The 20,876-nt window shown below is 56.9% G+C and carries 21 protein-coding genes; 7 read left to right on the plus strand and 14 right to left on the minus strand.

Annotation, left to right across the window (positions count from 1 at the left end; translation table 11 throughout):
- Positions 1-8: 8 nt before the first annotated feature.
- Positions 9-341, plus strand: coding sequence for a hypothetical protein (locus tag MWU55_RS07200; RefSeq protein WP_246935273.1), 333 nt, complete (start codon positions 9-11; stop codon positions 339-341).
- A gap of 46 nt (positions 342-387) precedes the next feature.
- Here MWU55_RS07200 and MWU55_RS07205 read toward each other — a convergent pair whose 3' ends face one another.
- From MWU55_RS07205 to MWU55_RS07220, 4 genes are read right to left on the minus strand one after another with little or no spacing between them, the layout of a single operon-like run.
- On the minus strand, positions 388-1,938 hold the full coding sequence (locus MWU55_RS07205; protein ID WP_246935274.1) for a Ppx/GppA family phosphatase: 1,551 nt from the start codon (positions 1,936-1,938) through the stop codon (positions 388-390).
- 50 nt (positions 1,939-1,988) lie between these two features.
- The gene (locus MWU55_RS07210) at positions 1,989-4,187 is read right to left on the minus strand and encodes an RNA degradosome polyphosphate kinase (protein ID WP_246935275.1); all 2,199 of its coding nucleotides are present in this window, start codon (positions 4,185-4,187) and stop codon (positions 1,989-1,991) included.
- Positions 4,188-4,228: 41 nt separating this feature from the next.
- On the minus strand, positions 4,229-4,912 hold the full coding sequence (locus MWU55_RS07215; RefSeq protein ID WP_246935276.1) for a DnaA/Hda family protein: 684 nt from the start codon (positions 4,910-4,912) through the stop codon (positions 4,229-4,231).
- The gene (locus MWU55_RS07220; RefSeq protein ID WP_246935277.1) at positions 4,912-6,000 is read right to left on the minus strand and encodes an AI-2E family transporter; all 1,089 of its coding nucleotides are present in this window, start codon (positions 5,998-6,000) and stop codon (positions 4,912-4,914) included. Before MWU55_RS07220 ends, MWU55_RS07215 begins: the two co-directional genes overlap by 1 nt.
- Before the next feature lie 178 nt (positions 6,001-6,178).
- On the opposite strand from MWU55_RS07220, the gene MWU55_RS07225 reads away from it, so the two are divergent.
- On the plus strand, positions 6,179-6,370 hold the full coding sequence (locus MWU55_RS07225) for a hypothetical protein (RefSeq protein WP_246935278.1): 192 nt from the start codon (positions 6,179-6,181) through the stop codon (positions 6,368-6,370).
- Positions 6,371-6,380: 10 nt separating this feature from the next.
- Here MWU55_RS07225 and MWU55_RS07230 read toward each other — a convergent pair whose 3' ends face one another.
- Complete coding sequence (locus tag MWU55_RS07230; RefSeq protein ID WP_246935279.1) at positions 6,381-7,745, minus strand: FAD-dependent oxidoreductase; 1,365 nt, start codon at positions 7,743-7,745, stop codon at positions 6,381-6,383.
- 160 nt (positions 7,746-7,905) lie between these two features.
- Between MWU55_RS07230 and proS the strand changes: the two genes are divergently transcribed.
- Both proS and MWU55_RS07240 read left to right on the plus strand, forming a co-directional pair.
- Positions 7,906-9,258 (plus strand): proline--tRNA ligase, encoded by a 1,353-nt coding sequence (proS, locus tag MWU55_RS07235; protein ID WP_246935280.1) that lies wholly within the window; start codon positions 7,906-7,908, stop codon positions 9,256-9,258.
- Between the two features lie 140 nt (positions 9,259-9,398).
- Positions 9,399-9,890 (plus strand): DUF2937 family protein, encoded by a 492-nt coding sequence (locus MWU55_RS07240; RefSeq protein ID WP_246935281.1) that lies wholly within the window; start codon positions 9,399-9,401, stop codon positions 9,888-9,890.
- Positions 9,891-10,013: 123 nt separating this feature from the next.
- On the opposite strand, the gene MWU55_RS07245 is transcribed toward MWU55_RS07240, so the two are convergent.
- The 3 genes from MWU55_RS07245 to MWU55_RS07255 form a co-directional block, all read right to left on the minus strand.
- Positions 10,014-11,090, minus strand: coding sequence for a 5-(carboxyamino)imidazole ribonucleotide synthase (locus MWU55_RS07245; RefSeq protein WP_246935282.1), 1,077 nt, complete (start codon positions 11,088-11,090; stop codon positions 10,014-10,016).
- A complete protein-coding gene (gene purE, locus MWU55_RS07250) occupies positions 11,083-11,571 on the minus strand; it encodes a 5-(carboxyamino)imidazole ribonucleotide mutase (protein WP_246935283.1) in 489 nt (162 codons plus the stop codon). Before purE ends, MWU55_RS07245 begins: the two co-directional genes overlap by 8 nt.
- 76 nt (positions 11,572-11,647) lie before the next feature.
- Entirely contained in the window at positions 11,648-11,866 is a 219-nt protein-coding gene (locus MWU55_RS07255) for a DUF465 domain-containing protein (protein WP_246935284.1), read from the minus strand.
- Positions 11,867-12,028: 162 nt separating this feature from the next.
- On the opposite strand from MWU55_RS07255, the gene MWU55_RS07260 reads away from it, so the two are divergent.
- Both MWU55_RS07260 and MWU55_RS07265 read left to right on the plus strand, forming a co-directional pair.
- Entirely contained in the window at positions 12,029-12,442 is a 414-nt protein-coding gene (locus MWU55_RS07260) for an Hsp20 family protein (protein WP_246935285.1), read from the plus strand.
- Positions 12,443-12,533: 91 nt separating this feature from the next.
- Entirely contained in the window at positions 12,534-13,640 is a 1,107-nt protein-coding gene (locus MWU55_RS07265; RefSeq protein WP_246935286.1) for a hypothetical protein, read from the plus strand.
- A 59-nt stretch (positions 13,641-13,699) separates the two neighbouring features.
- Here the strand turns inward: MWU55_RS07265 and MWU55_RS07270 are convergent, their stop codons facing one another.
- The 3 genes from MWU55_RS07270 to trxB form a co-directional block, all read right to left on the minus strand.
- Positions 13,700-15,775 (minus strand): bifunctional sulfate adenylyltransferase/adenylylsulfate kinase, encoded by a 2,076-nt coding sequence (locus MWU55_RS07270; protein WP_246935287.1) that lies wholly within the window; start codon positions 15,773-15,775, stop codon positions 13,700-13,702.
- A gap of 120 nt (positions 15,776-15,895) precedes the next feature.
- Positions 15,896-16,348: an RES family NAD+ phosphorylase gene (locus MWU55_RS07275; protein WP_246935288.1), complete on the minus strand. Its 453-nt coding sequence runs from the start codon at positions 16,346-16,348 to the stop codon at positions 15,896-15,898.
- A complete protein-coding gene (gene trxB / locus MWU55_RS07280; protein ID WP_246935289.1) occupies positions 16,345-17,286 on the minus strand; it encodes a thioredoxin-disulfide reductase in 942 nt (313 codons plus the stop codon). Before trxB ends, MWU55_RS07275 begins: the two co-directional genes overlap by 4 nt.
- 244 nt (positions 17,287-17,530) lie before the next feature.
- On the opposite strand from trxB, the gene MWU55_RS07285 reads away from it, so the two are divergent.
- Positions 17,531-18,031 (plus strand): Lrp/AsnC family transcriptional regulator, encoded by a 501-nt coding sequence (locus MWU55_RS07285; protein ID WP_246935290.1) that lies wholly within the window; start codon positions 17,531-17,533, stop codon positions 18,029-18,031.
- Positions 18,032-18,097: 66 nt separating this feature from the next.
- On the opposite strand, the gene pgeF is transcribed toward MWU55_RS07285, so the two are convergent.
- The 3 genes from pgeF to lgt are packed head-to-tail and all read right to left on the minus strand — an operon-like array spanning position 18,098 to position 20,832.
- The gene (gene pgeF / locus MWU55_RS07290) at positions 18,098-18,856 is read right to left on the minus strand and encodes a peptidoglycan editing factor PgeF (RefSeq protein ID WP_246935291.1); all 759 of its coding nucleotides are present in this window, start codon (positions 18,854-18,856) and stop codon (positions 18,098-18,100) included.
- Positions 18,846-19,940, minus strand: coding sequence for an SAM-dependent methyltransferase (locus MWU55_RS07295; RefSeq protein WP_246935292.1), 1,095 nt, complete (start codon positions 19,938-19,940; stop codon positions 18,846-18,848). Before MWU55_RS07295 ends, pgeF begins: the two co-directional genes overlap by 11 nt.
- Positions 19,927-20,832 carry a prolipoprotein diacylglyceryl transferase gene (gene lgt, locus MWU55_RS07300; RefSeq protein ID WP_246935293.1) on the minus strand — a complete coding sequence of 302 codons (906 nt, stop codon included), beginning with the start codon at positions 20,830-20,832 and terminating at the stop codon, positions 19,927-19,929. The genes MWU55_RS07295 and lgt overlap by 14 nt, the downstream gene beginning before the upstream one ends.
- Positions 20,833-20,876 lie beyond the last annotated feature (44 nt).

Below are 20,876 nucleotides of genomic sequence, written 5' to 3' on the forward strand. Positions count from 1 at the left end.
TTTAGGGTATGAAACAGATTGCAAAAACATCCGTTTTGGCAGCGCTAGTTGCTGTCGGCATGACACATGGCGTTGCAGCGCAAGACGCGACGCCGCCGGAAAACCCCGAGCTGACTGAAGGGGCCGAGCTGTTGAACCGCGGGTTCCAGCTTTTGCTCGAAGGCTTGGCGAACGAGATTGAACCAATGGCGGACGAATGGTCCGAAGGATGGGCCAAACTGGTCGAGAAATTTGGCGACATGCAGGTTTATCATCCACCTGAAGTCCTGCCCAACGGGGATATCATTATTCGCCGCCGCGAGCCGCTTGATCCGCCTGAACCGGGTGAAACGGATATCTGAACACCGCGCTTTGTGTTTGTGAATGCGTCTTGGCTTCGTACAAAGCTTAGCTGGCTTTGCGCGTCTTCTTCACAATCGGTGTGGCGTCAAGTGCCTCGGCCAATGTCTGGAACCGGGCTTCGGCGACCTCTCCGAATAGCCCTTCAGCTTCTTTCTTAAGGACGAGAACCAGTTCACGTTTCTTCGGAAACCAGCGCAGTTCTCCCATCTTGGTCGGATCCACGACCGAGAACATGGCCCCGAACCGCATAGCCTTGCCCAAAACCTCGGCACGAGCTTGCATTTTGTCCGGTACGATGTCGAAAAGTGGCTCGAACCGCGATCCATCGCGGCTGTTTTTGTACCGGTGCAGCAGGGCCAGCCCAAGGAACACACGTTGCTCATGGGTCAGCCCGCCCAGATTGGCACGGGTGGCGTTGTCAAAGCAGACTTCGTGACGGTAGTCCGGGTGCGCGCGCCAGCTGACGTCATGCAGCAGGCAGGCGGCACGGATGATGCGCTGATCCTCGTGCTTCATGGACTTGTAAAGCGGTGTCAGAAAGCGAAACAGCGCCTTGCCAAAGCCGGGATTGCGCGCGTCCTTCTTTTCCGCGTGATAGCAGGCTTCGATCAATGGATCGCGTTTGCGTAACCTGTCCGGCATTTGTTCATACAACAGCCCCTCGCGGATACCGTAGGAACTTACGGCGATCTCCTTCGGGCGGAAGACGCGCATCAGGCGTTTCAGAACCTGCGCGGCAATTGGCACCAGCGCCATACGCGCGGCAGAGGTGCCTGTGCGCTGGCGAATGTCATCCAAATCAACCTCTTCAATCCATTTCAGAGTTTTGGAAAGCGATTTCGGGGACATGCGGTATTCATGAAGAACGGTCAGAGGATAGCCGCGTCGCTCCATATCAAGCCGTGCGATGGCACGCCAAGATCCGCCCACAAGGAACAGGCGTTTGTGATCCGTCCCCATCTGGTCCGCTAGCTGGTCAACGACGCGGGCAATCTCGGCTTTCAGCTCTTTTTTGCCGCCGGGAACAGCGGCCAGTTTCAACGGGCCCAGCGTCGAGGTAACGCGCTTGCCAACCTCGCCATCGCTGATGTGGGCAAGCTCAAGGGATGACCCGCCAATGTCACACATCAGTCCTTGGGCCTCGGGCCAGCCAAGCAGCACACCTTGCGCTGACAGGCGGGCTTCCTCTTCGCCATCAATGACGTAAAGCTCTAGCCCGGTTTCTTTCAGGACTTCTTGTCGAAACTCTGGACCATCATCCGCGTCGCGTACGGCAGCAGTTGCTACGGCTGAGAGGGGGGCAAGGTCCATTCCTTCGGCAAGTCGTTGGAAGCGTTTGATGGCGGAAAGGGCGCGTGCGCGTCCTTCTGGATGAAGTCGACCGGTCTCGGACAGGCCACGTCCCAAGCCACACAGGATTTTTTCGTTGAAGAAATATGCGGGTGAGCGCGCAGCACCATCAAACACCACAAGCCTGACAGAGTTCGAGCCGACATCGACAACGCCAACGCGGCTTAAAGCACGTGCGGAAGGATCATCAAAGAGCGGTCGGCCAAACGGGCCCCAGTCGTCCCCGGTGTCACCACGTCCGTCCATAGAATCCCCCTGAATCACTAAAATCAGTTTAGCGGCGCGTCAGACATTACTCAATCTTGTGAATGTGTTAGTTCAGGTACGTCAGATGCCCCGGCAGAGCCACGTCCAGACAGAGACGGGTTTTCCATGAAAAACCTGTGGCAGTTGAACGGGCGTTCAATGCGATCAAGGTCTGCGCGGGCAAACTTGCCATCCGCGCCCATCACCCAGCTTTGGGCAACATCGGCAAGATTGGCGGCCATGATCTGACTGACGATCTGTGCTTTCACCGTGGCATTCTTGATTTCCACAAGCGTTTCAACACGGCGGTTCAAGTTGCGCCCCATCCAGTCCGCAGACGATATGTAGACCCGCGCTTTTTTCGACGGAAGGCCATGCCCATTTCCAAAACAAACGATGCGCGAGTGTTCAAGGAACCGACCCACGATGGATTTCACGCGGATGTTCTCGGACAGGCCCTTGATGCCGGGGCGCAGGCCGCAAATGCCCCGCACCACAAGGCTGATCTTCACGCCTGCCTGCGAGGCTTCGTAAAGCGCGTCTATGACGTCAGGTTCGACCAGCGAGTTCATTTTAGCCCAGATCTGTGCAGGCTTTCCGGCCTTTGCATGGTCAGCTTCAGCTTTGATGCGTTTGATCAGGGTCGACTTCAGGTCCAGCGGAGAGATCGCAAGATTTTCAAGGCTTTGCGGCTCCGCATAGCCCGACAGGTAGTTGAAAACCCGCGTGGCATCACGCCCAAGTGCGGTATCGCAGGTGAACAGGCTGAGGTCCGTATAGATCCTCGCGGTAATCGGGTGATAGTTGCCGGTGCCATAATGCGTATAGGTGACCAGCTCGTCCCCTTCGCGGCGCACGACGGTCGATATCTTAGCGTGTGTTTTGTAGTTGATGAAACCATAGGTGACATGTGCGCCCGCGCGTTCCAACCGACGGGATTGGCGAATGTTCGCGGCCTCATCAAAGCGGGCTTTCAGTTCAACCAGAGCCGTGACGGATTTGCCGTCTTCAGCGGCTTCACACAGGGCCTTCACGATTGGGCTGTCATGTGAGGTGCGATAAAGTGTTTGCTTGATCGCCACTACATTTGGATCTCGGGCAGCCTGATGCAGGAAACGCACCACCATGTCGAAGGTTTCGTACGGGTGATGCAGCAACATGTCCTTTTGACGGATCGCCGCAAACATGTCGCCTTCATGGTCTTGCACACGTTCCGGTACGCGTGGGGTGAAGCTGGGCCAAAGAAGATCAGGACGGTCTTTCAGCACCATTTCGCCCAAATCCGCCATGCCGATCATGCCATCCACCTCAACGATCTCGTGGTCCGAGATGCGCAGCTCGCGCTTGATCATTGATAACAATATCGATGGCGCGTCCGATGTGATTTTAAGGCGTACAACTTCACCGCGGCGGCGGCGTTTCAGCGCGGTTTCAAACTCGCGCACCAGATCTTCGGCTTCATCTTCAACTTCAAGATCGCTGTCACGCAGAATACGGAAAGCACAATGCCCTTTTTCCACGTAGCCGGGGAAGAGCGAGCCAAGATGCTCCAACAGCAAGTCTTCCAGTGGCAAGAACCGGACCTGCCCATCTTCGGCGGGCAAGACAACAAAGCGGTCAATCTGTTGCGGGATCGGCAGCAAAGCTTTCAGCTTTTGCTTATCTTTCGCGCGTTCCAACTGAAGCGCCAGCGAAAAGCCTGTGTTTGGAATGAACGGGAAGGGGTGGGCAGGGTCGATGGCAAGCGGGGACAGGACCGGGAACACCTGCGACAGAAATACCTGATCCAGATGGGCGCGGTCCGCATCGTTCAGGTCTTCACGGCGGGCAATGATAATCCCGGTCTCGCGCATTTCGCGCGACAAGGTATCAAACACGGTTTGTTGGCGCGCCATCAGCGCGCGGGCGTCCGCGTCAATCAGCTTTAACTGTGCAGTTGGGCTAAGGCCATCTGCTGCAGGGGTGGACACACCTTCGCGCACAAGCTCGCGCAGGCCCGCGACACGCACGGTATAGAATTCGTCCAGATTGGTGGCTGAAATTGACAGAAAACGCAGACGCTCCAGCAGTGGCACACGTTTGTTTTCAGCTTCTTCCAGCACCCGCCAGTTGAACCCCAGCCAGCTGAGTTCCCTGTTAAAGAAGCGCTTTGAACCTGCGTAGTCTTCCTCGGGCAGCGTTGTCGCGGCCGGGAAATCAGCACTGAGGAAATCAACAAGAGGTATTTCTGGTGTATTGGACGTATTCATGACGGCACTCTATCGTCGGAAAGTGTGACGGGAAGGTGACGTTATGCCCCGTTTTCAGGGGGTTTGTCCAGAACACGCGCAGCCAACGTGCGGGTCAATGCGCGGCCTTCGGACAGGGCAGCTTGATCAAGGACTGAAACCAGTTGCGCAGCTTCCGCCAAAGAACGCTCCATTCGGGGTAGAAGATAGTCGATCAGGTTGGCGGGAACGGTCATCTGACGGTCGTGAAACAACTTCACCAAAACCGCTGACAACAGCATGTCGTCGGGTGGGTCAAGCTTTACAAGCGTTGTGCCTTCCATGCGGCTTTTCAAATCCGGTAGGGACAACCCCCAACGCGACGGCGCTGAGCCGGCGGTGATCAGCAGCGATCCCCCTTCAGCAAGAACCAGATTGTGCAGATGAAACAAAGCACTCTCTGCCTCGGCACTGCCTGCAATCTGATCGGCATCTTCCACGGCAACGGACCGACCCGCGAGATCCTCGATCTTGGTTTGGGGCAGGGCGCTTGCAGGAAGAATCCGTGCGCCGGACATGCCCGCCCAGACATGGGCTAGATGGGTTTTTCCGGTGCCTGTGTCTCCGGCCAAAACCAGCTTGCGATTGGGCCAGTCTTCCCAGCCTTCAATCGTGGCCATGGCATTGGCATTTGAAGAGGTCACCAGAAAGTCGTCCAGCCCCTGCGCGGGGTGCGCGGGCAAGTCAAAGGTCAGTTGTTGGGCCATTAGTCCGCGATGTCCTCGTCCAACACGGCTTGCTGACCTGTTATCCCTTGGTACAGGCGACCTGCTTGGTATCGAGTGATAAAGAAGCGCGTGACCACACCGATGGCGGCGGCAACCGGAACGGCAACAAGCATCCCCACAAAGCCGAACAAAGACCCGAAGACGGACAATGCAAACATTAACCAGACAGGGTGTAGGCCGACCGAACTTCCCACCAGTTTCGGGGTAAGGATGTTGCCTTCAAGGAACTGCCCCAGCATGAAAATTGCGGCCACTGCGCCAAGGCTCCACCATTCGCCCCAGAACTGAAACAGTCCCAGTCCGATGGCAAGTGCACCCCCTACAAGGGCTCCGACATATGGGATGAAGGTGATCAGCCCTGCAATGAACCCAACGACCAGGCCGAACTGCAAACCGACCAGCATCAAGGCAACGGCGTAGTAGGTTCCCAAAACGATGCAAACAGATCCCTGTCCGCGAATGAAACTGGCCAATGTACGATCGATATCGCTGGCGATATGCCGGATGGCGGGGCGATGATCCAAGGGCAATAAGCCGTCGACCTTCTCAACCATGCGGTCCCAATCCAAAAGCATATAGAAGGCCACAACCGGCGTGACCACCAGAAGGATGACCATGTTGATGACACTCATGGCTGAACTTAGAAGCGTGCCGACCAGCTCGCCGCCACGCTCTTGGATTTTTTGTCCAAGGCTTTCCAAAGACTGCCGAAGGGTGGAGCTTTCGTCCATCAGCGACGGAAACCGTTCCGTCAGGAACATCTGCAATTCGCGCAGCAAATCCGGTGCCGCATTTGCCAATGCAATGGCTTGGGACACCAAGGTTGGAACAACCAAAAGGAAGCCCAAGATCACCACAAGAACAGCCAGCAACGAGATGACAACCGTGGCCGCTACCCGTGAAAACCCTGCCTTTTCAAGCCGGTCGGCGACAGGGTCAAGGAAATAGGCAATGGCGCCGCCCAAAATGAAGGGCATGATCACATCACCCAAAAACCAAAGGGCAAGAGCCAGAATGGCAATGACTATCGACCAATACTTGGCCTGCGTCTGAACGGGAAGCGGCATGGTGGCTCCGAAAAATGAACTTACTTCTATGTCGCCTAAGCTAAAGTGTATTTCAAGGGCGGGGCGATTGCTGGTGTGAACGACCTTCGGCAGGTTGTTGCTCTAACTTCGTTTTCTTGCTTGCACTTATGCCCCAAATTGCGGTCAACCTAGGTTGATGTTCCTGAAAGGACGACTGATGAAAAAGACTGCTTTTGCCGCAATTGCGATGTCGCTGGTTCTTTCTGCCTGTGAAGGGCATCAATACGAACCGAGAAAGTCTGGTGTAAGTGTGTCGGGCGAATCTGGGTTCGGGGTGAGATACGAAGATGGCACCATTGCACCGCATACTGAAACCAAAGTGACGGTCAGTTTAGGTGGTTCGATCTAGGTGTTTGGGCCTAGTCAATGCGAACACCTTGTCGTTTTAGCTCCGTCTGAACGGCAACCAAGCTGACATTTTTCAGTACCACACCTTGTTTGACTGACAACGCAGCGGCGATGCCCGCGCCTTGTCCGGCGACAGCGCAGCACGCCATGTTGCGTGTGGCGGCGTGAGCAATCTTATCTCCGCCAATTGCGCGGCCAGTGACCAACAGTCCTTCGACCCCTTTTGGCAACATTGCGCGATAAGGCACCTGCATGTAACGACCTGTCGTAGGCAGGATCAGAACGCCATAGCCATCGATGAATTCTGGATAAATGCCGATTGTGTCCTCGAACCGTCCCTGCGCACGTACATCGGCTTCTGTCATGTTGTATAGGGCATCAATCTTGCGCGTGTCACGAATGCCGATGGTCATGCCGAAATTACGAAGCCGCGCCCCTTCGCAGCCCGGCGTATAGGCCCGCAGAGCATCAATAGCGAGCATGGCTTGCTTGCGCCCCTCAATCTCGCCTTTCGTCATGCTGTCAGGGTCAGTCCCGTCGATTCCGGCCAAGTGGACAAGGTTCATATAGGTCATCTCGCCGCTGTCATGCACAGCGCCCCATGTGCCGCCGATGGTGTTCAGGTGCGGAGGGATCAGCCCGTCACGGATCGCGGCCTCGAATGGTTTGCCAAGAAAAGGAGAGAACATGGCGTCTTCTTTGCCGTCTGTTTCCACCTGCCATTCACCAGAAGACCAGTCCGCATAGGTCTGGGGATCCGCGCGCACGCCCGCCATGAAGCGCTGTTTGTCCACGCCCGCGATGTGGAACATAACGGATGCCGCCTGCATCTCTTCCACTGGGGTTTTGACACAAGGTGCGCCCATCATATGGGCGATATCAGCGTCGCCAGTCGCGTCGATCACGCGCTTGGCTAGGATCGCCTCGCGCCCTGCTTTGCTTTCGACAATCACGCCTGTAATGGCGTTTCCTTCGGTGATTGGAGCCACGAATGTCCGGTGAAGCATCGGGTGAATGCCTGCCTCTTCCACCAGCCGGTCGGCGACCAGTTTGAATCCTTCGCTGTCCAGCTCATAACTCAATGATTGGCTTTCGGGGACAGCTGCGCCCATTGCCTTGGCACGGTCTTCGAACTCACGCCCGATCCCGCCAGCCTCTACGGTGTCTTCATGGCGATACCATGCGAAACCTTCGACCCCAACGGTCGTAATGTTGCCGCCGAAACAACCGAACCGATCCAGCAATGTGACCGCGACGCCTGCGCGGGCGGCAGCAAGCGCGGCGGCCAAACCACCTGGCCCCGATCCGACCACCAGCACATCGGTGCGGTGGATCACGGGGGTCAAACGGGCGGGCTCCATTATGGTGTCGGTCATTTGGCACTCCTTTGACGACGAAGAGTGCAGGGCGTCGCAGGGATTGCCAAGCAAGTTTGCGACTTTGTGCGGTCGTATTCGAACATGTGGCATTGGGCGATTGCCCCGGCCCGCACGATGGCGTAGACCGCTTGAGATGAATGAATGAACAGAGGTCGATATGCGCCTGTCCCGCTATTTCCTGCCCGTGCTGAAAGAAACCCCGGCTGACGCCCAAATCGTCAGCCATCGCTACATGCTACGCGCTGGCATGATCAAACAGCAAGCTGCCGGGATTTATACTTGGTTGCCACTGGGCTTCAAAGTCCTGCGCAAGATCGAAAACATCGTTCACGAAGAACAAATTCGCGCAGGCCATGTTCCCATGCAGATGGCGACGATCCAGCCTGCGGACCTGTGGCGTGAAAGCGGCCGCTACGACGACTATGGCGAGGAAATGCTGCGCATTGAGGACCGCCATGGGCGCGATATGCTCTACGGTCCCACCAACGAAGAAGTCATCACCGACGTCTTCCGGGCCCATGTGAACAGCTACAAAGATTTGCCACTGACACTGTATCAAATCCAGTGGAAATTCCGCGACGAAATCCGCCCGCGTTTTGGTGTGATGCGGGGCCGTGAGTTTTATATGAAGGATGGCTACAACTTCGACCTGACCAAAGAAGACGCGCTGCACGCCTATAACCGCCATCTGGTCAGCTACCTACGCACTTACGAGCGTATGGGCCTGCAAGCGATCCCGATGCGAGCCGATAGTGGTCCGATTGGTGGCGATGACACCCATGAGTTCCTTGTGCTGGCCGAAACAGGCGAGAGCGAAGTGTTCTATGACAGCGCCGTCACTGATCTGACTTTTGGCGACCGCGATATCGACTATGATGACGTGGGGCAGTGTCAGGGCGTGATGGAGGAGTTCACCTCGAAATACGCGCGTACGGACGAAACCCACGACGAAGCAATCTTCAACGAAATCCCCGAGGAACGCCGTCGCGTCGCCCGCGGGATTGAGGTTGGCCAGATCTTCTATTTTGGTACCAAGTATTCCGAAAGCATGGGCGCGAAAGTGGTCGATAAGGATCAGAACCACGTGCCAGTACATATGGGATCGCACGGCATTGGCGTAAGCCGCCTTCTGGGCGCAATCATCGAAGCCAGCCATGACGATAAGGGCATCATCTGGCCCGAGGGCGTGACCCCGTTCCATGTGGGTATCGTGAACCTGAAACAGGGTGACGATGAGGCTGACGCGGCCTGCGACGCGCTTTACAAAGAGCTGACCAAAGCAGGGCTAGAGCCGCTTTATGATGACCGTAAAGAACGTGCCGGCGGGAAGTTTGCCACCATGGATCTGATCGGCCTGCCGTGGCGGATCACCGTTGGCCCGCGCGGTCTTAAAAACGGAGTGGTTGAGCTGACCTGCCGCCGCACCGGTGAAAGCGAAGAGCTGTCGCCAGAGGCCGCAATCGCCAAAGTCGTCAAGATTTACGAACCGCACCACGTTCGCGGAATTTAATCCACTTTAGTTTCGTTAGAACGGCGCACTTTGATGTGCGCCGTTTATCATTTGTGGTGACACAATCTGTCCGCTCCCCTTGACCTAAGCTCGGTGCTTTGGGAATCTTGTGACAAAAGAATTCAAAGGCGGTGAGGCAGATGATCAAAACACTCGCAATGATTGGGGGGATTGCAGGCGCGGTGGCGCTGAGCCAGTTTCCTGAGTTTTCCCAGCAATATATGCAGCGCCTGTCTGGCGCACGGACCGAGCTCAAAGTGGTCACGGCCGGTTTTGATCTGACAGCGAAGGCTGCCGGGTTCACACGTGAAGAAGCCTTGGCGAAAATGGGGGGGTCGGAGTTTCAAAACGATCTGCGTGACCAAATGCAGGGCAGTTTTGACCGGTACGACCGGCTGGACGCGTCCTACGTGGCTCTTAAAGGGACTGAGCCGTTGATGCGTCTAACAAAGCTCTGGCATTTCCGCGACACGGATTTGGTCCAGCGCACGTGGGACGAATACCGCCCCGCGATGCCGGTCACGGCTGATGGGCTTCTTTGCGCCGGGATCGGTTATCTTGGCGGGTGGTTGATTGTATCACTGTTACTCGGTGCATTTCTGCGGCCGTTCCGAAGAACTGCCCGGCCCTGAGCAAGGCCAGGCTACAGACCTTATATCTAAACGACAGTTCCCCGCGTGAAATTCAATTGGATTGCAATTGTGAAATCGCTCGCGAAACTAATGCTGGCGGTGCTGTTAAGATGTTCGAATTCTTCAGGATTGGCGAGGCGTGATCCGGTTCACATGACCCATCTTACGACCGGGTTTCACCTCGGCCTTTCCGTATAGGTGCAGCGAAGCATTGCCTTCGCGGGCGATCTCGGGCACGCGATCCATATCGTTGCCAATCAAGTTTTCCATGACCACGTCTGCAAAACGCGATCCATCCCCAAGCGGCCATCCGGCCACGGCGCGGATATGCTGTTCAAACTGATCAATGGTACAGCCTTGTTGGGTCCAGTGGCCGGAATTGTGCACTCGCGGGGCAATCTCGTTCACGATCAGACCCTGAGGCGTGACGAAAAGCTCGACCCCCATGACACCGACATAATCCAGCGCGTTCAGGATGTTGGCCGCCAGAAGCACCGCATCCATGCGCTGCGAGGCTGTCAGGTTTGCTGGCACTTTTGTGGTGTCCAGAATGCCATCTTTGTGGACGTTTTCGCCGGGATCAAAGCAGGCAACATCGCCGCCAATACCACGCGCAGCAATCACGCTGACCTCATGAGAGAAGTCCACAAACCCTTCCAGCACGGAAGGCGCGCCTTGCATGTCGACAAAAGCCGCGTCTGCATCTGCGTCAGTTTTCAGCCGCGCCTGGCCCTTACCGTCATAGCCAAAGCGGCGGGTTTTCAGGATTGAAGGCGTGCCGATTTCAGCAACAGCAGCGGCCATATCCTCGGCGTTTTCCACATTCGCATAAGGGGCGACCTTCAGGCCCAGTCCCGATAGGAAGTTCTTTTCCGTCAACCGATCCTGACTAACCCGCAATGCCTCGCGGCCCGGACGTATCGGCTTATGGGCTTCAAGAACGTCCAGCGCTTCGGTTGGGATGTTTTCAAATTCGTAGGTGATCACGTCGACCGAAGCGGCGAATGCCTCGAGCGCAGCTACGTCATCATAGCCTGCCGTGGTCACACGATCTGCGACCTGACCGGCAGGAGGGTTCGCGCCCGGTTCAAAAATATGCGTTTTAAAGCCCAGACGGGAGGCTGCGACCGACAGCATGCGGCCCAGCTGGCCACCGCCAAGAATACCGATGGTGGCGCCAGTAGACAGCATATCAGTCATCGCTTGGTTCATCCGGGATCGAGGCCGACAGCGCGTCGCGCCACGCGTCCAAACGGGTTGCAAGGTCAGCATCCGTCACTGCCAGTATGCCCGCGGCCATCAGGCCCGCATTGGCAGCACCTGCTGCGCCAATCGCCATCGTGGCAACCGGAAAGCCTTTCGGCATCTGCACAATGGAATAGAGGCTATCAACACCAGACAGGGCACGTGTCTGTACCGGAACGCCAACGACGGGAATGCGGGTTTTCGACGCCATCATGCCGGGCAGGTGTGCCGCTCCGCCAGCGCCTGCGATAATCACATGTAATCCGCGATCAGCGGCGGTCTTGCCGTATTCCCACAAACGGTCTGGGGTGCGGTGCGCGGATACGATATTGGTCTCATAGGCGATGCCCAATTCGTCCAAAATGGTGGCGGCTTCCTTCATCGTGGGCCAATCCGATTGGCTGCCCATAATGATCCCGACTTTCACATCCGTCATGTGTCCCTCGCATCCCTAGCGTCAGTTGGCGCTTCCATACAGGCTATACGCCCCCTGATGCAATGCTGCGCTGCAATCAGGCAATAATATCGGGGGTTAATTGGTCTTCGATCCGGGAAATCTTGTCTTTGAGCGCAAGTTTTTGCTTTTTCAGTCGCCGCAGACGCAACTGATCCGCACGGCCACTTTCTTCAAGGGCGTGAATAGCTTGGTCCAGATCGCGATGTTCGGCGCGGAAGACCTCGAGCTCCACACGGAGCACATCGTCGGTCTTCATTTCTTTGGCATTGCTCATTTTCGAGTCGTTCTCGTTGAGTGGTTGCCCAACCATAACGTCAGACGGTCATTATCGCCAAGCAAAAGCCGCCTTGCAACTGACTGGTTCGGCTCCCATATTCTTGGGGAGGTCGCCTTTTTAGGGGCCGATTAAACGTGTCGCTTATTCAAGGACGTGTCGATGACAAAGATGAGCTTGGGAACGCATCCCTTTTTGCTGGGGTTTGAACAGCTGGAACGCATGGTCGAACAGGCCGCGAAATCTGGCAAAGATGGCTATCCTCCCTTTAATATCGAACAGGTCTCTGACCGGGCCTATCGGATCACATTGGCCGTGGCCGGGTTCGCGGATGAGGACCTGTCGATCACGGTAGAGAACGCCAAACTGGTGATCCGTGGCGCGCAGAACGACAATGCTGAAGGGCGTGTGTTCCTTCACCGTGGCATCGCAGCGCGTCAGTTTATGAAAAGCTTTGTGCTGGCCGACGGGGTTGAGGTGTCTGGTGCGAAAACCGAAAACGGTCTTTTGCACATTGACCTGGAACGCGCGGAACCTGAAACGGTGGTTCAGACCATCACAATCAACAAGCAATAATCCCCGCACCCGTAGGGCATTCCGGGGATTTCACCGGATTTGGGAAGAATCGTGCTATTCTTGCTGAAGTTGTTTTCAGGAGGAATTTGTCATGGCCCGTGCGAATATGCGTGATCTGAGTTTTGCGACGATCAATCTTTTCAATCTGCAAGTCCCCGGTGGGATCACCTATTCCAATCGTCCGCATATCGAAGATGATGCCGAGGGCCGCGCTTACTATCAGCGCAAAATCAAGTGGACTGCCGCGCGCCTGAAAGAGGTCGATGCCGAAATCATCGCCTTTCAGGAGCTCTGGTCCGTTCTGGCCCTGCGCGAATGCTTTGCCGAGGCCGGATTAACCAATGACTATGATCTCGTGGCGCGGGATGCGCCGGGCCGAGGGCGGCCTCAAGTCGCTTTGGCGGTGCGTAAAGATCGACACGGGGGCTCTCAGCTAGCGCAAGGTGGCTGGCATGCTGACTTTCCTCCGCAGTTCAGGTTCGACAAGGTGCGCGAAACTGCCGGCGCCGAGGAAGAGATCACCATTACCATCAACAAATTCTCGCGGCCTTTGCTGATCGCCAAGATCCAGCCAGAAGGGGACAGTCCGACGCCACCAGAAGTGACCGTCGTTGTGGCCCACCTGAAATCAAAGGGTCCGGCGCGCGTGTCCTTTGCTCAGCCGCAGCCGGTCATTCTGCAACACCACGCCAAACACGCGAAATCGACGTTGGCCCATATGCGCCGCGTGATGGAGGCCGGCGCGCTTCGCGTGCTTCTGGACGGCTGGATGAAATCCGAGGACGAAAACGACATTTCGCCGACCATCGTGATGGGCGATCTGAACGACGACACGATGTCCGTGACAAACGAGCTGATTTCCGACCAGCCGACCTATCGCGTGGTGCAGAAAAGCCGGGCGGGGCTGACGTCAGACAAGGGGCTGTACTCGGTGGAACGCCTGCAACAATACCGATCCATGCGGCATGTCTATTACACCCATGTCTATAAGCATAAGCGCGAGAGCCTTGATCATATTCTGGTCAGTGAAGAGTTTTACGACCACTCCCGCAAACGCCTGTGGTCCTTCCGCGAGATGGAAGTGATCAACGATCACCTGAACCGCGAAAGCTTCGAAGAGGAGCTGGGTGCGTCAGACCACGGGATCGTCAAAGCCTATTTCGACTGGAACCCGATGCCGGATGGGCTAAGCAGCTGACGCGTGGCTAACAAAAAAGCCCGGCGCAGTGGCCGGGCTTTTCGTTAGATCAGGTCAGATCAGGCTTTTACCAGACCCATGCTTTCCAGTTTCAGCAGAACTTGGTGGGCGCAGTTGTCGACGTCCACGTTCTCGGTCTCGACCGACAGTTCCGGGTTCGCAGGGACGTCATAGGGGTCCGAGATGCCGGTGAACTCTTTGATCTTGCCTTCGCGGGCCAGTTTATACAGGCCCTTGCGGTCGCGGCGTTCGCATTCCTCGATCGAGGTGGCGACGTGGACTTCAACGAATGCACCGAAGGCTTCGATGTCTTCTCGCACCGCACGACGCGTGGTTGCATAAGGCGCGATGGGAGCACAGATCGCGATACCACCGTTCTTGGTGATCTCGGAGGCCACATAGCCGATACGACGGATGTTCAGGTCGCGGTGCTCTTTCGAGAAGCCAAGCTCGCTCGACAGATTTTTACGTACGATGTCACCATCCAACAGCGTCACGGGGCGACCGCCCTGTTCCATCAGCTTCACCATCAGCGCGTTGGCGATGGTCGACTTGCCTGAACCCGAGAAGCCGGTGAAGAACACGGTGAAGCCTTGCTTGGCGCGCGGCGGTTTGGTGCGGCGCAGTTCCTTGACCACTTCGGGGAACGAGAACCACTCGGGGATCTCAAGGCCCTCGGCCAGACGACGACGCAGCTCGGTGCCCGAAATGTTCAGTATGGTGATGTCATCTTTGTCCTTAATTTCGTCGATCGCCTCATACTGAGCGCGTTCCTGAACCCAAACCATGTGCTTGAAGTCGACCATTTCACAGCCGATTTCCGATTGGTTCGCCCGGTACAGTTCTTGCGCGTCATAGGGGCCATAGAAATCTTCACCAGCCGAGTTCTTGCCGGGGCCTGCGTGGTCGCGGCCCACGATGAAGTGGGTGCAGCCGTGGTTGGCGCGGATCAGGCCGTGCCACACAGCTTCACGCGGACCAGCCATACGCATGGCAAGGTTCAATAGCGACATGGTGGTGGTCGATGCCGGGTATTTGTCCAGAACGGCCTCGTAGCAGCGCACGCGGGTGAAGTGGTCTACATCGCCCGGCTTGGTCATGCCGACAACCGGGTGGATCAGCAGGTTGGCCTGAGCTTCTTTCGCGGCGCGGAAGGTCAGTTCCTGGTGCGCACGGTGCAGCGGGTTGCGGGTTTGGAAGGCCACAATCTTGCGCCAGCCCAACTTGCGGAAATAGGCGCGCAGCTCGTTCGGGGTGTCGCGACGACCGCGGAAATCATAGTGGACAGGCTGCTGGATGCCGACAACCGGACCACCCAGATAGATCTTGCCGGCTTGGTTGTGCAGATAGTTGACAGCAGGGTGCGCATCATCATCCGCACCGAATACCTTCTCGGCCTCGCGGGCCTTATTCGGTTCCCAGCGGTCGGTGACTGTCATGGTCGCCAGAATGACACCTTCCTGATCGCGCAGGGCAATGTCCTGTCCTAGTTCGATCGACTGGGCAAAGTCTTCGGACACATCCAGCGTGATCGGCATCGGCCACAGTTGGCCGTCAGCCAAACGCATGTTTTCCACGACGCCGTTGTAGTCTTCTTCGCTCAGGAAGCCTTTCAGCGGGTTAAAGCCGCCATTCATCAGAAGCTCAAGGTCGCAGATCTGGCGCGGGGTCAGATCATGGCTGGTCAGATCAGCCGCTTCGACTTTCAGCTTCAGCGCGCTTTCGTGGCTGACATAAAGCTCGGGAATAGGAGCAAGATTGTTTTCCATAAGATTGGTCCTGTGTTTAAGCGGAACCAGGCCGCTGGTTGTACCGGTTAGTTCCGCGTGCAATGCGTCATATTCTGCAAGCTTGCGGTTCAAAAAAATGTCTGTGAGCCGCACCTTTTCCGAAGCACCGCGTGCGGTCAGCGAATATGCAAACCGCTGACGTTTGTCCGGGCCGCTGCGTTCGCTGATCGTGATCAGCCCAGCATCGACTGCGGTACGCAGAAGCGCATTTAGCCGACCCAGTGACGTTCCAATCGCCGTGGCGATCGCGCGTTGCGATGCTTCCGGCGCCGTATCCAGCTGGCGCAGAAGACGGAAGAGCTGATCTTCCTCGTCCGGATTGGGTTTTGTCACGGGTGACGACATAACTGGCGACTCAATGTGTGTTCACGCGTGAACGCATTGCATGGTTTTCTGCGCACGCAAAGTGTTTTTTGCGGGGAAAACGCGAAAATCTAGGACGTGGCCTGCTGGCAACGCCGGAGACTAGGGTGTTTGTGCGGGAAAGGGCTGGGGTGTGCCTGCTTGTTCCAGCGTAGCCAAGGTGTCAGTGAAAACAACAAGGTGAGTGAGATCTGGACGTGAGCGAGAGGAATAAAGCATCCCCTGCGCGCCTGAAGTGCGCGCTGCATCTGAAAGCTCCCATGTGGACGGGATCTGCCCACATGCCCGTTCATCTTGCCAAACAACGGATGCCGTGGTTTGCCCACGCAGATCGGTCACGCGTTCTAGCGCCACTGTCAACGGCACGATATGGCGCGGGGCATCACGATCCCCCAAATACCGCTTGATCGCTACGCCGCAGCCTTCCGGCGTCAACGAAGTATAGATCGCAAATTGACCTGAATGATGAAACCGCCCTTCAGGCCATCGCACAGGCAAAAGCGCATCCTGGTCGGTGAAGACCAAACGATGCGCAATGCCTGTGAAAGAGATCATTCTTGTTCCGACAAGAAGTGCTCGGCTTCCAGTGCGGCCATGCAGCCCATCCCGGCTGAAGTCACGGCTTGGCGGTATTTATGGTCCGTCAGGTCACCAGCGGCAAATACGCCGGGGACCGAGGTGGCAGTCGAGTCCGGTTTGGTCACAACATAGCCGCCCATATGAGTTTCCAGCGTATCCTTCACCAACTCATTGGCTGGGGCGTGGCCGATGGCGATGAAAACACCTTTGGCCGGGATCTCGGTGATCTCGCCGGTTTCAACATGTTTTGCACGCACGCCGGTGACGCCCAGCGGATTTTCGTCGCCAACGACCTCTTCCAGCGTGTGATCCCAAAGGGGAACGATCTTTTCGTTCTTCATCAAGCGGTCGATCAGGATCTTTTCGGCGCGCAGCGTGTCGCGGCGGTGGATCAAGGTCACTTTCGACGCGAACTTGGTCAGGAACAGTGCCTCTTCCACAGCGGTGTTGCCGCCGCCGACAACAACGATTTCCTCGCCACGATAGAAGAACCCGTCACAGGTTGCGCAGGCGGAAACGCCGAAACCTTTGAACTTCTCTTCGCTTTCCAGCCCCAGCCACTTGGCACGTGCGCCGGTGGCCAGAATAACGGCATCGGCAGTATAGACCGTGCCACTGTCACCTTTGGCGGTGAAGGGGCGTTTCGAAATGTCCAGATCCACGATCAGGTCGCCAATCACCTCGGTGCCCATCGCGCGTGCGTGCTCTTCCATCTTCATCATCAGCTCGGGGCCTTGGATGTCGATGAAGGAAGGATAGTTCTCAACTTCGGTCGTGGTGGTCAGTTGTCCACCAGGCTCCATCCCCTGCACAAGGATCGGTTCCAGCATGGCGCGCGCGGCGTAGACGCCAGCGGTATAACCGGCGGGGCCTGAGCCGATGATCAGGACATTGGTGTGACGAGTCTCGGACATGGAGTTTTCCTTGAGCATTCTAGTTTCGTGTCGCATATAAGCGTGCCGAGCCTGTAATGAAAGGCCATTGCGGGTCGGATGCAAGCCAATCTTGCAACCGCACGGACCGCACCCTCCAAGAAATGATGTTGCGCCAGTGTGAAAGATTGTTGCGCAATCCTTCATGTGGATGTAATCTCTGCGCAATTTCCGATCGGAAGCCGCCATGTGGCGCGCCACCGGATACTCATCAGAAGGCAGCTCAATGTCCGCAAGTAAACTTGATCCAATCGACCGTATGATTCTGGCCGAACTTCAGGCCGACGGTCGTATGACCAACGTGGAACTCGCAAAACGCGTTGGGATATCCGCGCCGCCCTGTCTGCGTCGCGTACGCACGCTGGAAGAGCATGGGTTGATCCGGGGTTACCACGCGGATGTAGACGCGCGCGCGCTGGGCTTTGAAGTGCAAGTTTTCGCGATGGTGGGTCTTGTCAGTCAGGCCGAGATTGACCTGTCTGCGTTTGAGGCACAGTGCCGCGATTGGCCGCTGGTTCGCGAATGCCACATGCTGAACGGCGAGGTGGATTTCATTCTGAAATGTGTTGCGCCGGATCTGTCGACCTTCCAAAGTTTCCTGACGGAAGAATTGACTGCGGCCGAGAATGTGGCGTCGGTGAAAACCTCGCTGGTTATTCGCGGGGCAAAGGATGAACCAGGCGTGCCGTTTGACGTGCTGGAAGCGCGGATGGAAGACACCCCATAAGGGGTTCGGTTCCATCGACACTCTGAATGCCGACCACATCGTTGGCGGCATTTTTGTTTGCTTGGCCTAAAGACGGATGGCTGAGATCAATCGCCCGTAATCCGGCTCGTTCTTATGGCAGGTGCGACGATAGGAATAGAAACGATCCGGATCGGAATAGGTACAGTGGCCTGTCCATTCAGCATGCCCGATACCTGCGGCTAGAAGCCTATGCAGGCCAAAAGCGGGCAGGTCAAACATGGCGCGGTCGCCGTTGCCATCGGTGAAGAAGCGGTCATAGCTCTTGTCATGGCCTGTGAACTCTTCGCGAAACTCGGGGCCGACTTCGTAGGCACTGGGGCTAATGGTCGGGCCGATGACAGCGGTGATACTTGCACGTTTCGCGCCAAGCGCTTCCATCGCCTCCAACGTGGCTTCCAATACGCCACCAATCGCGCCTTTCCAACCGGCATGGGCCGCGCCGATAACATTGGCGTCGGGATCGGAAAACAAAACAGGTTGGCAATCAGCCGTCAGTATCGACAGCGCCAGCCCCGGTGTTGCGGTGACCACAGCATCCGCCTTGGGCTTGTCCCCATTGATGGGACCTTCTGCTGTGACTACGTCTGGCGAGTGGATTTGATACACGCCGCACAGATGGCTGGGCGCCACATCCAGCGCCTGCGCCACGCGGTCTTTGTTGATCTGCACCAGCTCGGCCTGATCTTTGCTGCCACTGCCGCAGTTTAATCCCGCATACACGCCCGAGGACGCGCCCCCCTTTCGGGTGAAGAACCCGTGCCGGGTTGCACCAAGTGCGTCAGAAGTCAAAATCTCAAGTGCCATCGGAATGCGCCTGTGACCTATTGCGTTGAAGGCCGGGTAGATCGGGCGCATCGGCGCGAGTCAGTCCCAGTACTTTGAAGAGCGTCCCCATTTCATCGGGATGCGTCAAGCGCCGGTGTGCAGCGATATGCGCGTTCAGCGCCTCACCGCTGAGCTTTCCTGCAAGGTTTTGTGCCCGCGCTATAATGCCAAGCCGTTCCAAGAACACGCCTTGCGGGGTCAAGAGATGTGGGTCGAGCTGATCGGCCGCGCTGGTGAGTGCCGCGAAGTCGACATGCGCCGTCAGGTCAGCGTTTCCGGGCGTTGAAAGCGGGGGAACAGGGGTGTGATCCTTCACGGCCTGCAATGTATCCCCGACTGATACCCAATCACCGTAGTCGATGATCAACACAGCCCCGCCATGTGCCGCGATGCACTGGGCTATCGTTTTCGTGATGCCCATTGCTGCAGAGCAATGTTCGACCAGATCCCCATCTTTGGTGTCAGACAGTCGGTGCGCCAAATCCTCAACGGGCATCTGTGCGGTCAGCCCCATTGTCAGCTTTCCGTCTTCAATCCCGATCTGACGCTCGCGCCAGCCGTCGCCATCCCTTTGGAATTGCCGAATTGGCAACGCATCAAAGAACTCATTTGCGACAAGGAAAAGAGGGGCATCGGGAAGGGTGCCAACACTGTCGTGATGTGTGACGTGATAGGTTGCAAGCTGTTTGGACTGTCGGTCGCGCAAAACGGGCGAGGCTTCGATCAGATGCACCTGAGCGGCGGCGTGAAATCCCGGTACGCCCTTCGTGGCGCGCAATATGTCGGCCATCAGCGTCCCGCGACCGGGCCCAAGCTCTGCCAGTGTGAACGGGGAGGGCGATCCTTGATCCATCCAAGCTTGTGCCAAGGCAAGCCCGATCATCTCACCAAACATTTGGCTGATTTCCGGTGCGGTGGTGAAATCTCCCTCAGCGCCCAACGGGTCCTTTGTGGCGTAATATCCATGCTCCGGATGGAGAAGGCACTCTGCCATATATTCCGCGATTGAGATCGGACCGGTCTTGGCGATACGGCGCGTCAGAATGTCTTCAAGCGTTGTCATGAACGGCGCGCCGGTTGGCCCAGATCAGTGTAGCAATGCCGATGGCGATCATTGGCAAGGTCAGGGTTTGGCCCATGGTGATGCCAAGGTCGCCGACCCGGATTACATGGCCCCAAGGATTGTCTGGCGTGATGAACTGGGCGTCTGCCTGCCGGAAGAACTCGACCATGAAACGGGCTAAGCCGTATCCCAGAAAGAACAAACCTGTCAGTTTGCCGGGGTGCTTTAGCCAGCCACGTTTGAACGCCAATGTGATCATGATGATCGCTAGGATGAAACCCTCAAGCGCTGCTTCATAAAGCTGGCTTGGATGCCGTGCGCAGGCTCCAAGGGTTGCGTCCCAACCGGGACAGTCCTGAGCTGCCGCGCCGGGAAATATCACGCCCCAAGGCACAGTGGTTGGTCTGCCCCAAAGCTCGGCATTGATGAAGTTGGCGAGGCGGACAAGGCCGATGCCAATTGGCGCGGCAATAGCGACGAGATCGGCAAACTTGGCCAGCTCGACCTTGTGACGCATGGCATAAAGCCACGTTACCAAAATGACCCCGGCGAAGCCGCCGTGAAAGGACATGCCCCCGGTCCAGATCTTTGGGATGTCACCGGGGTTGGCCATGAAATAGGCACGCTCGTAGAACATGACATAGCCAAGGCGCCCCCCGATGATGATGCCCACAATGGCCCATGTTGCATAGTCTTCAAGCTGCGCGCGTGTGATCGGGGGGTCACCAATCCAAAGCGACACCCGGCTGATGGCGCGTGCCATCACCCACCATCCAATGGCAATGCCAACAAGGTAACCCAAAGCATACCAGCGCAGGGCAAAAGTGAAGCTGCCAATCTCGATCGAAAAGATCTCGGGCGCGATGGCGGGGAAGGGGATGGCCATAAACATATCGCTGTGTTGAACCTCTTCTTCGGGGCAAGTCAACCTTGTCT

Origin of the sequence: Aliiroseovarius sp. F20344 (assembly GCF_023016155.1) — a bacterium.
GTDB lineage: Bacteria > Pseudomonadota > Alphaproteobacteria > Rhodobacterales > Rhodobacteraceae > Aliiroseovarius.

Coding starts and splice junctions, on each gene's coding strand:
- MWU55_RS07225 (WP_246935278.1), top strand. CDS start 6,179: ATGAAAAAGACTGCTTTTGCCGCAATTGCGATGTCGCTGGTTCTTTCT.
- MWU55_RS07285 (WP_246935290.1), top strand. CDS start 17,531: ATGTCCGCAAGTAAACTTGATCCAATCGACCGTATGATTCTGGCCGAA.
- MWU55_RS07265 (WP_246935286.1), top strand. CDS start 12,534: ATGGCCCGTGCGAATATGCGTGATCTGAGTTTTGCGACGATCAATCTT.
- MWU55_RS07275 (WP_246935288.1), bottom strand. CDS start 16,348: ATGATCTCTTTCACAGGCATTGCGCATCGTTTGGTCTTCACCGACCAG.
- MWU55_RS07255 (WP_246935284.1), bottom strand. CDS start 11,866: ATGAGCAATGCCAAAGAAATGAAGACCGACGATGTGCTCCGTGTGGAG.
- MWU55_RS07230 (WP_246935279.1), bottom strand. CDS start 7,745: ATGACCGACACCATAATGGAGCCCGCCCGTTTGACCCCCGTGATCCAC.
- trxB (WP_246935289.1), bottom strand. CDS start 17,286: ATGTCCGAGACTCGTCACACCAATGTCCTGATCATCGGCTCAGGCCCC.
- purE (WP_246935283.1), bottom strand. CDS start 11,571: ATGACGGATGTGAAAGTCGGGATCATTATGGGCAGCCAATCGGATTGG.
- MWU55_RS07270 (WP_246935287.1), bottom strand. CDS start 15,775: ATGTCGTCACCCGTGACAAAACCCAATCCGGACGAGGAAGATCAGCTC.
- proS (WP_246935280.1), top strand. CDS start 7,906: ATGCGCCTGTCCCGCTATTTCCTGCCCGTGCTGAAAGAAACCCCGGCT.
- MWU55_RS07205 (WP_246935274.1), bottom strand. CDS start 1,938: ATGGACGGACGTGGTGACACCGGGGACGACTGGGGCCCGTTTGGCCGA.
- pgeF (WP_246935291.1), bottom strand. CDS start 18,856: ATGGCACTTGAGATTTTGACTTCTGACGCACTTGGTGCAACCCGGCAC.
- MWU55_RS07200 (WP_246935273.1), top strand. CDS start 9: ATGAAACAGATTGCAAAAACATCCGTTTTGGCAGCGCTAGTTGCTGTC.
- lgt (WP_246935293.1), bottom strand. CDS start 20,832: ATGTTTATGGCCATCCCCTTCCCCGCCATCGCGCCCGAGATCTTTTCG.
- MWU55_RS07295 (WP_246935292.1), bottom strand. CDS start 19,940: ATGACAACGCTTGAAGACATTCTGACGCGCCGTATCGCCAAGACCGGT.
- MWU55_RS07215 (WP_246935276.1), bottom strand. CDS start 4,912: ATGGCCCAACAACTGACCTTTGACTTGCCCGCGCACCCCGCGCAGGGG.
- MWU55_RS07240 (WP_246935281.1), top strand. CDS start 9,399: ATGATCAAAACACTCGCAATGATTGGGGGGATTGCAGGCGCGGTGGCG.
- MWU55_RS07245 (WP_246935282.1), bottom strand. CDS start 11,090: ATGACTGATATGCTGTCTACTGGCGCCACCATCGGTATTCTTGGCGGT.
- MWU55_RS07220 (WP_246935277.1), bottom strand. CDS start 6,000: ATGCCGCTTCCCGTTCAGACGCAGGCCAAGTATTGGTCGATAGTCATT.
- MWU55_RS07210 (WP_246935275.1), bottom strand. CDS start 4,187: ATGAATACGTCCAATACACCAGAAATACCTCTTGTTGATTTCCTCAGT.
- MWU55_RS07260 (WP_246935285.1), top strand. CDS start 12,029: ATGACAAAGATGAGCTTGGGAACGCATCCCTTTTTGCTGGGGTTTGAA.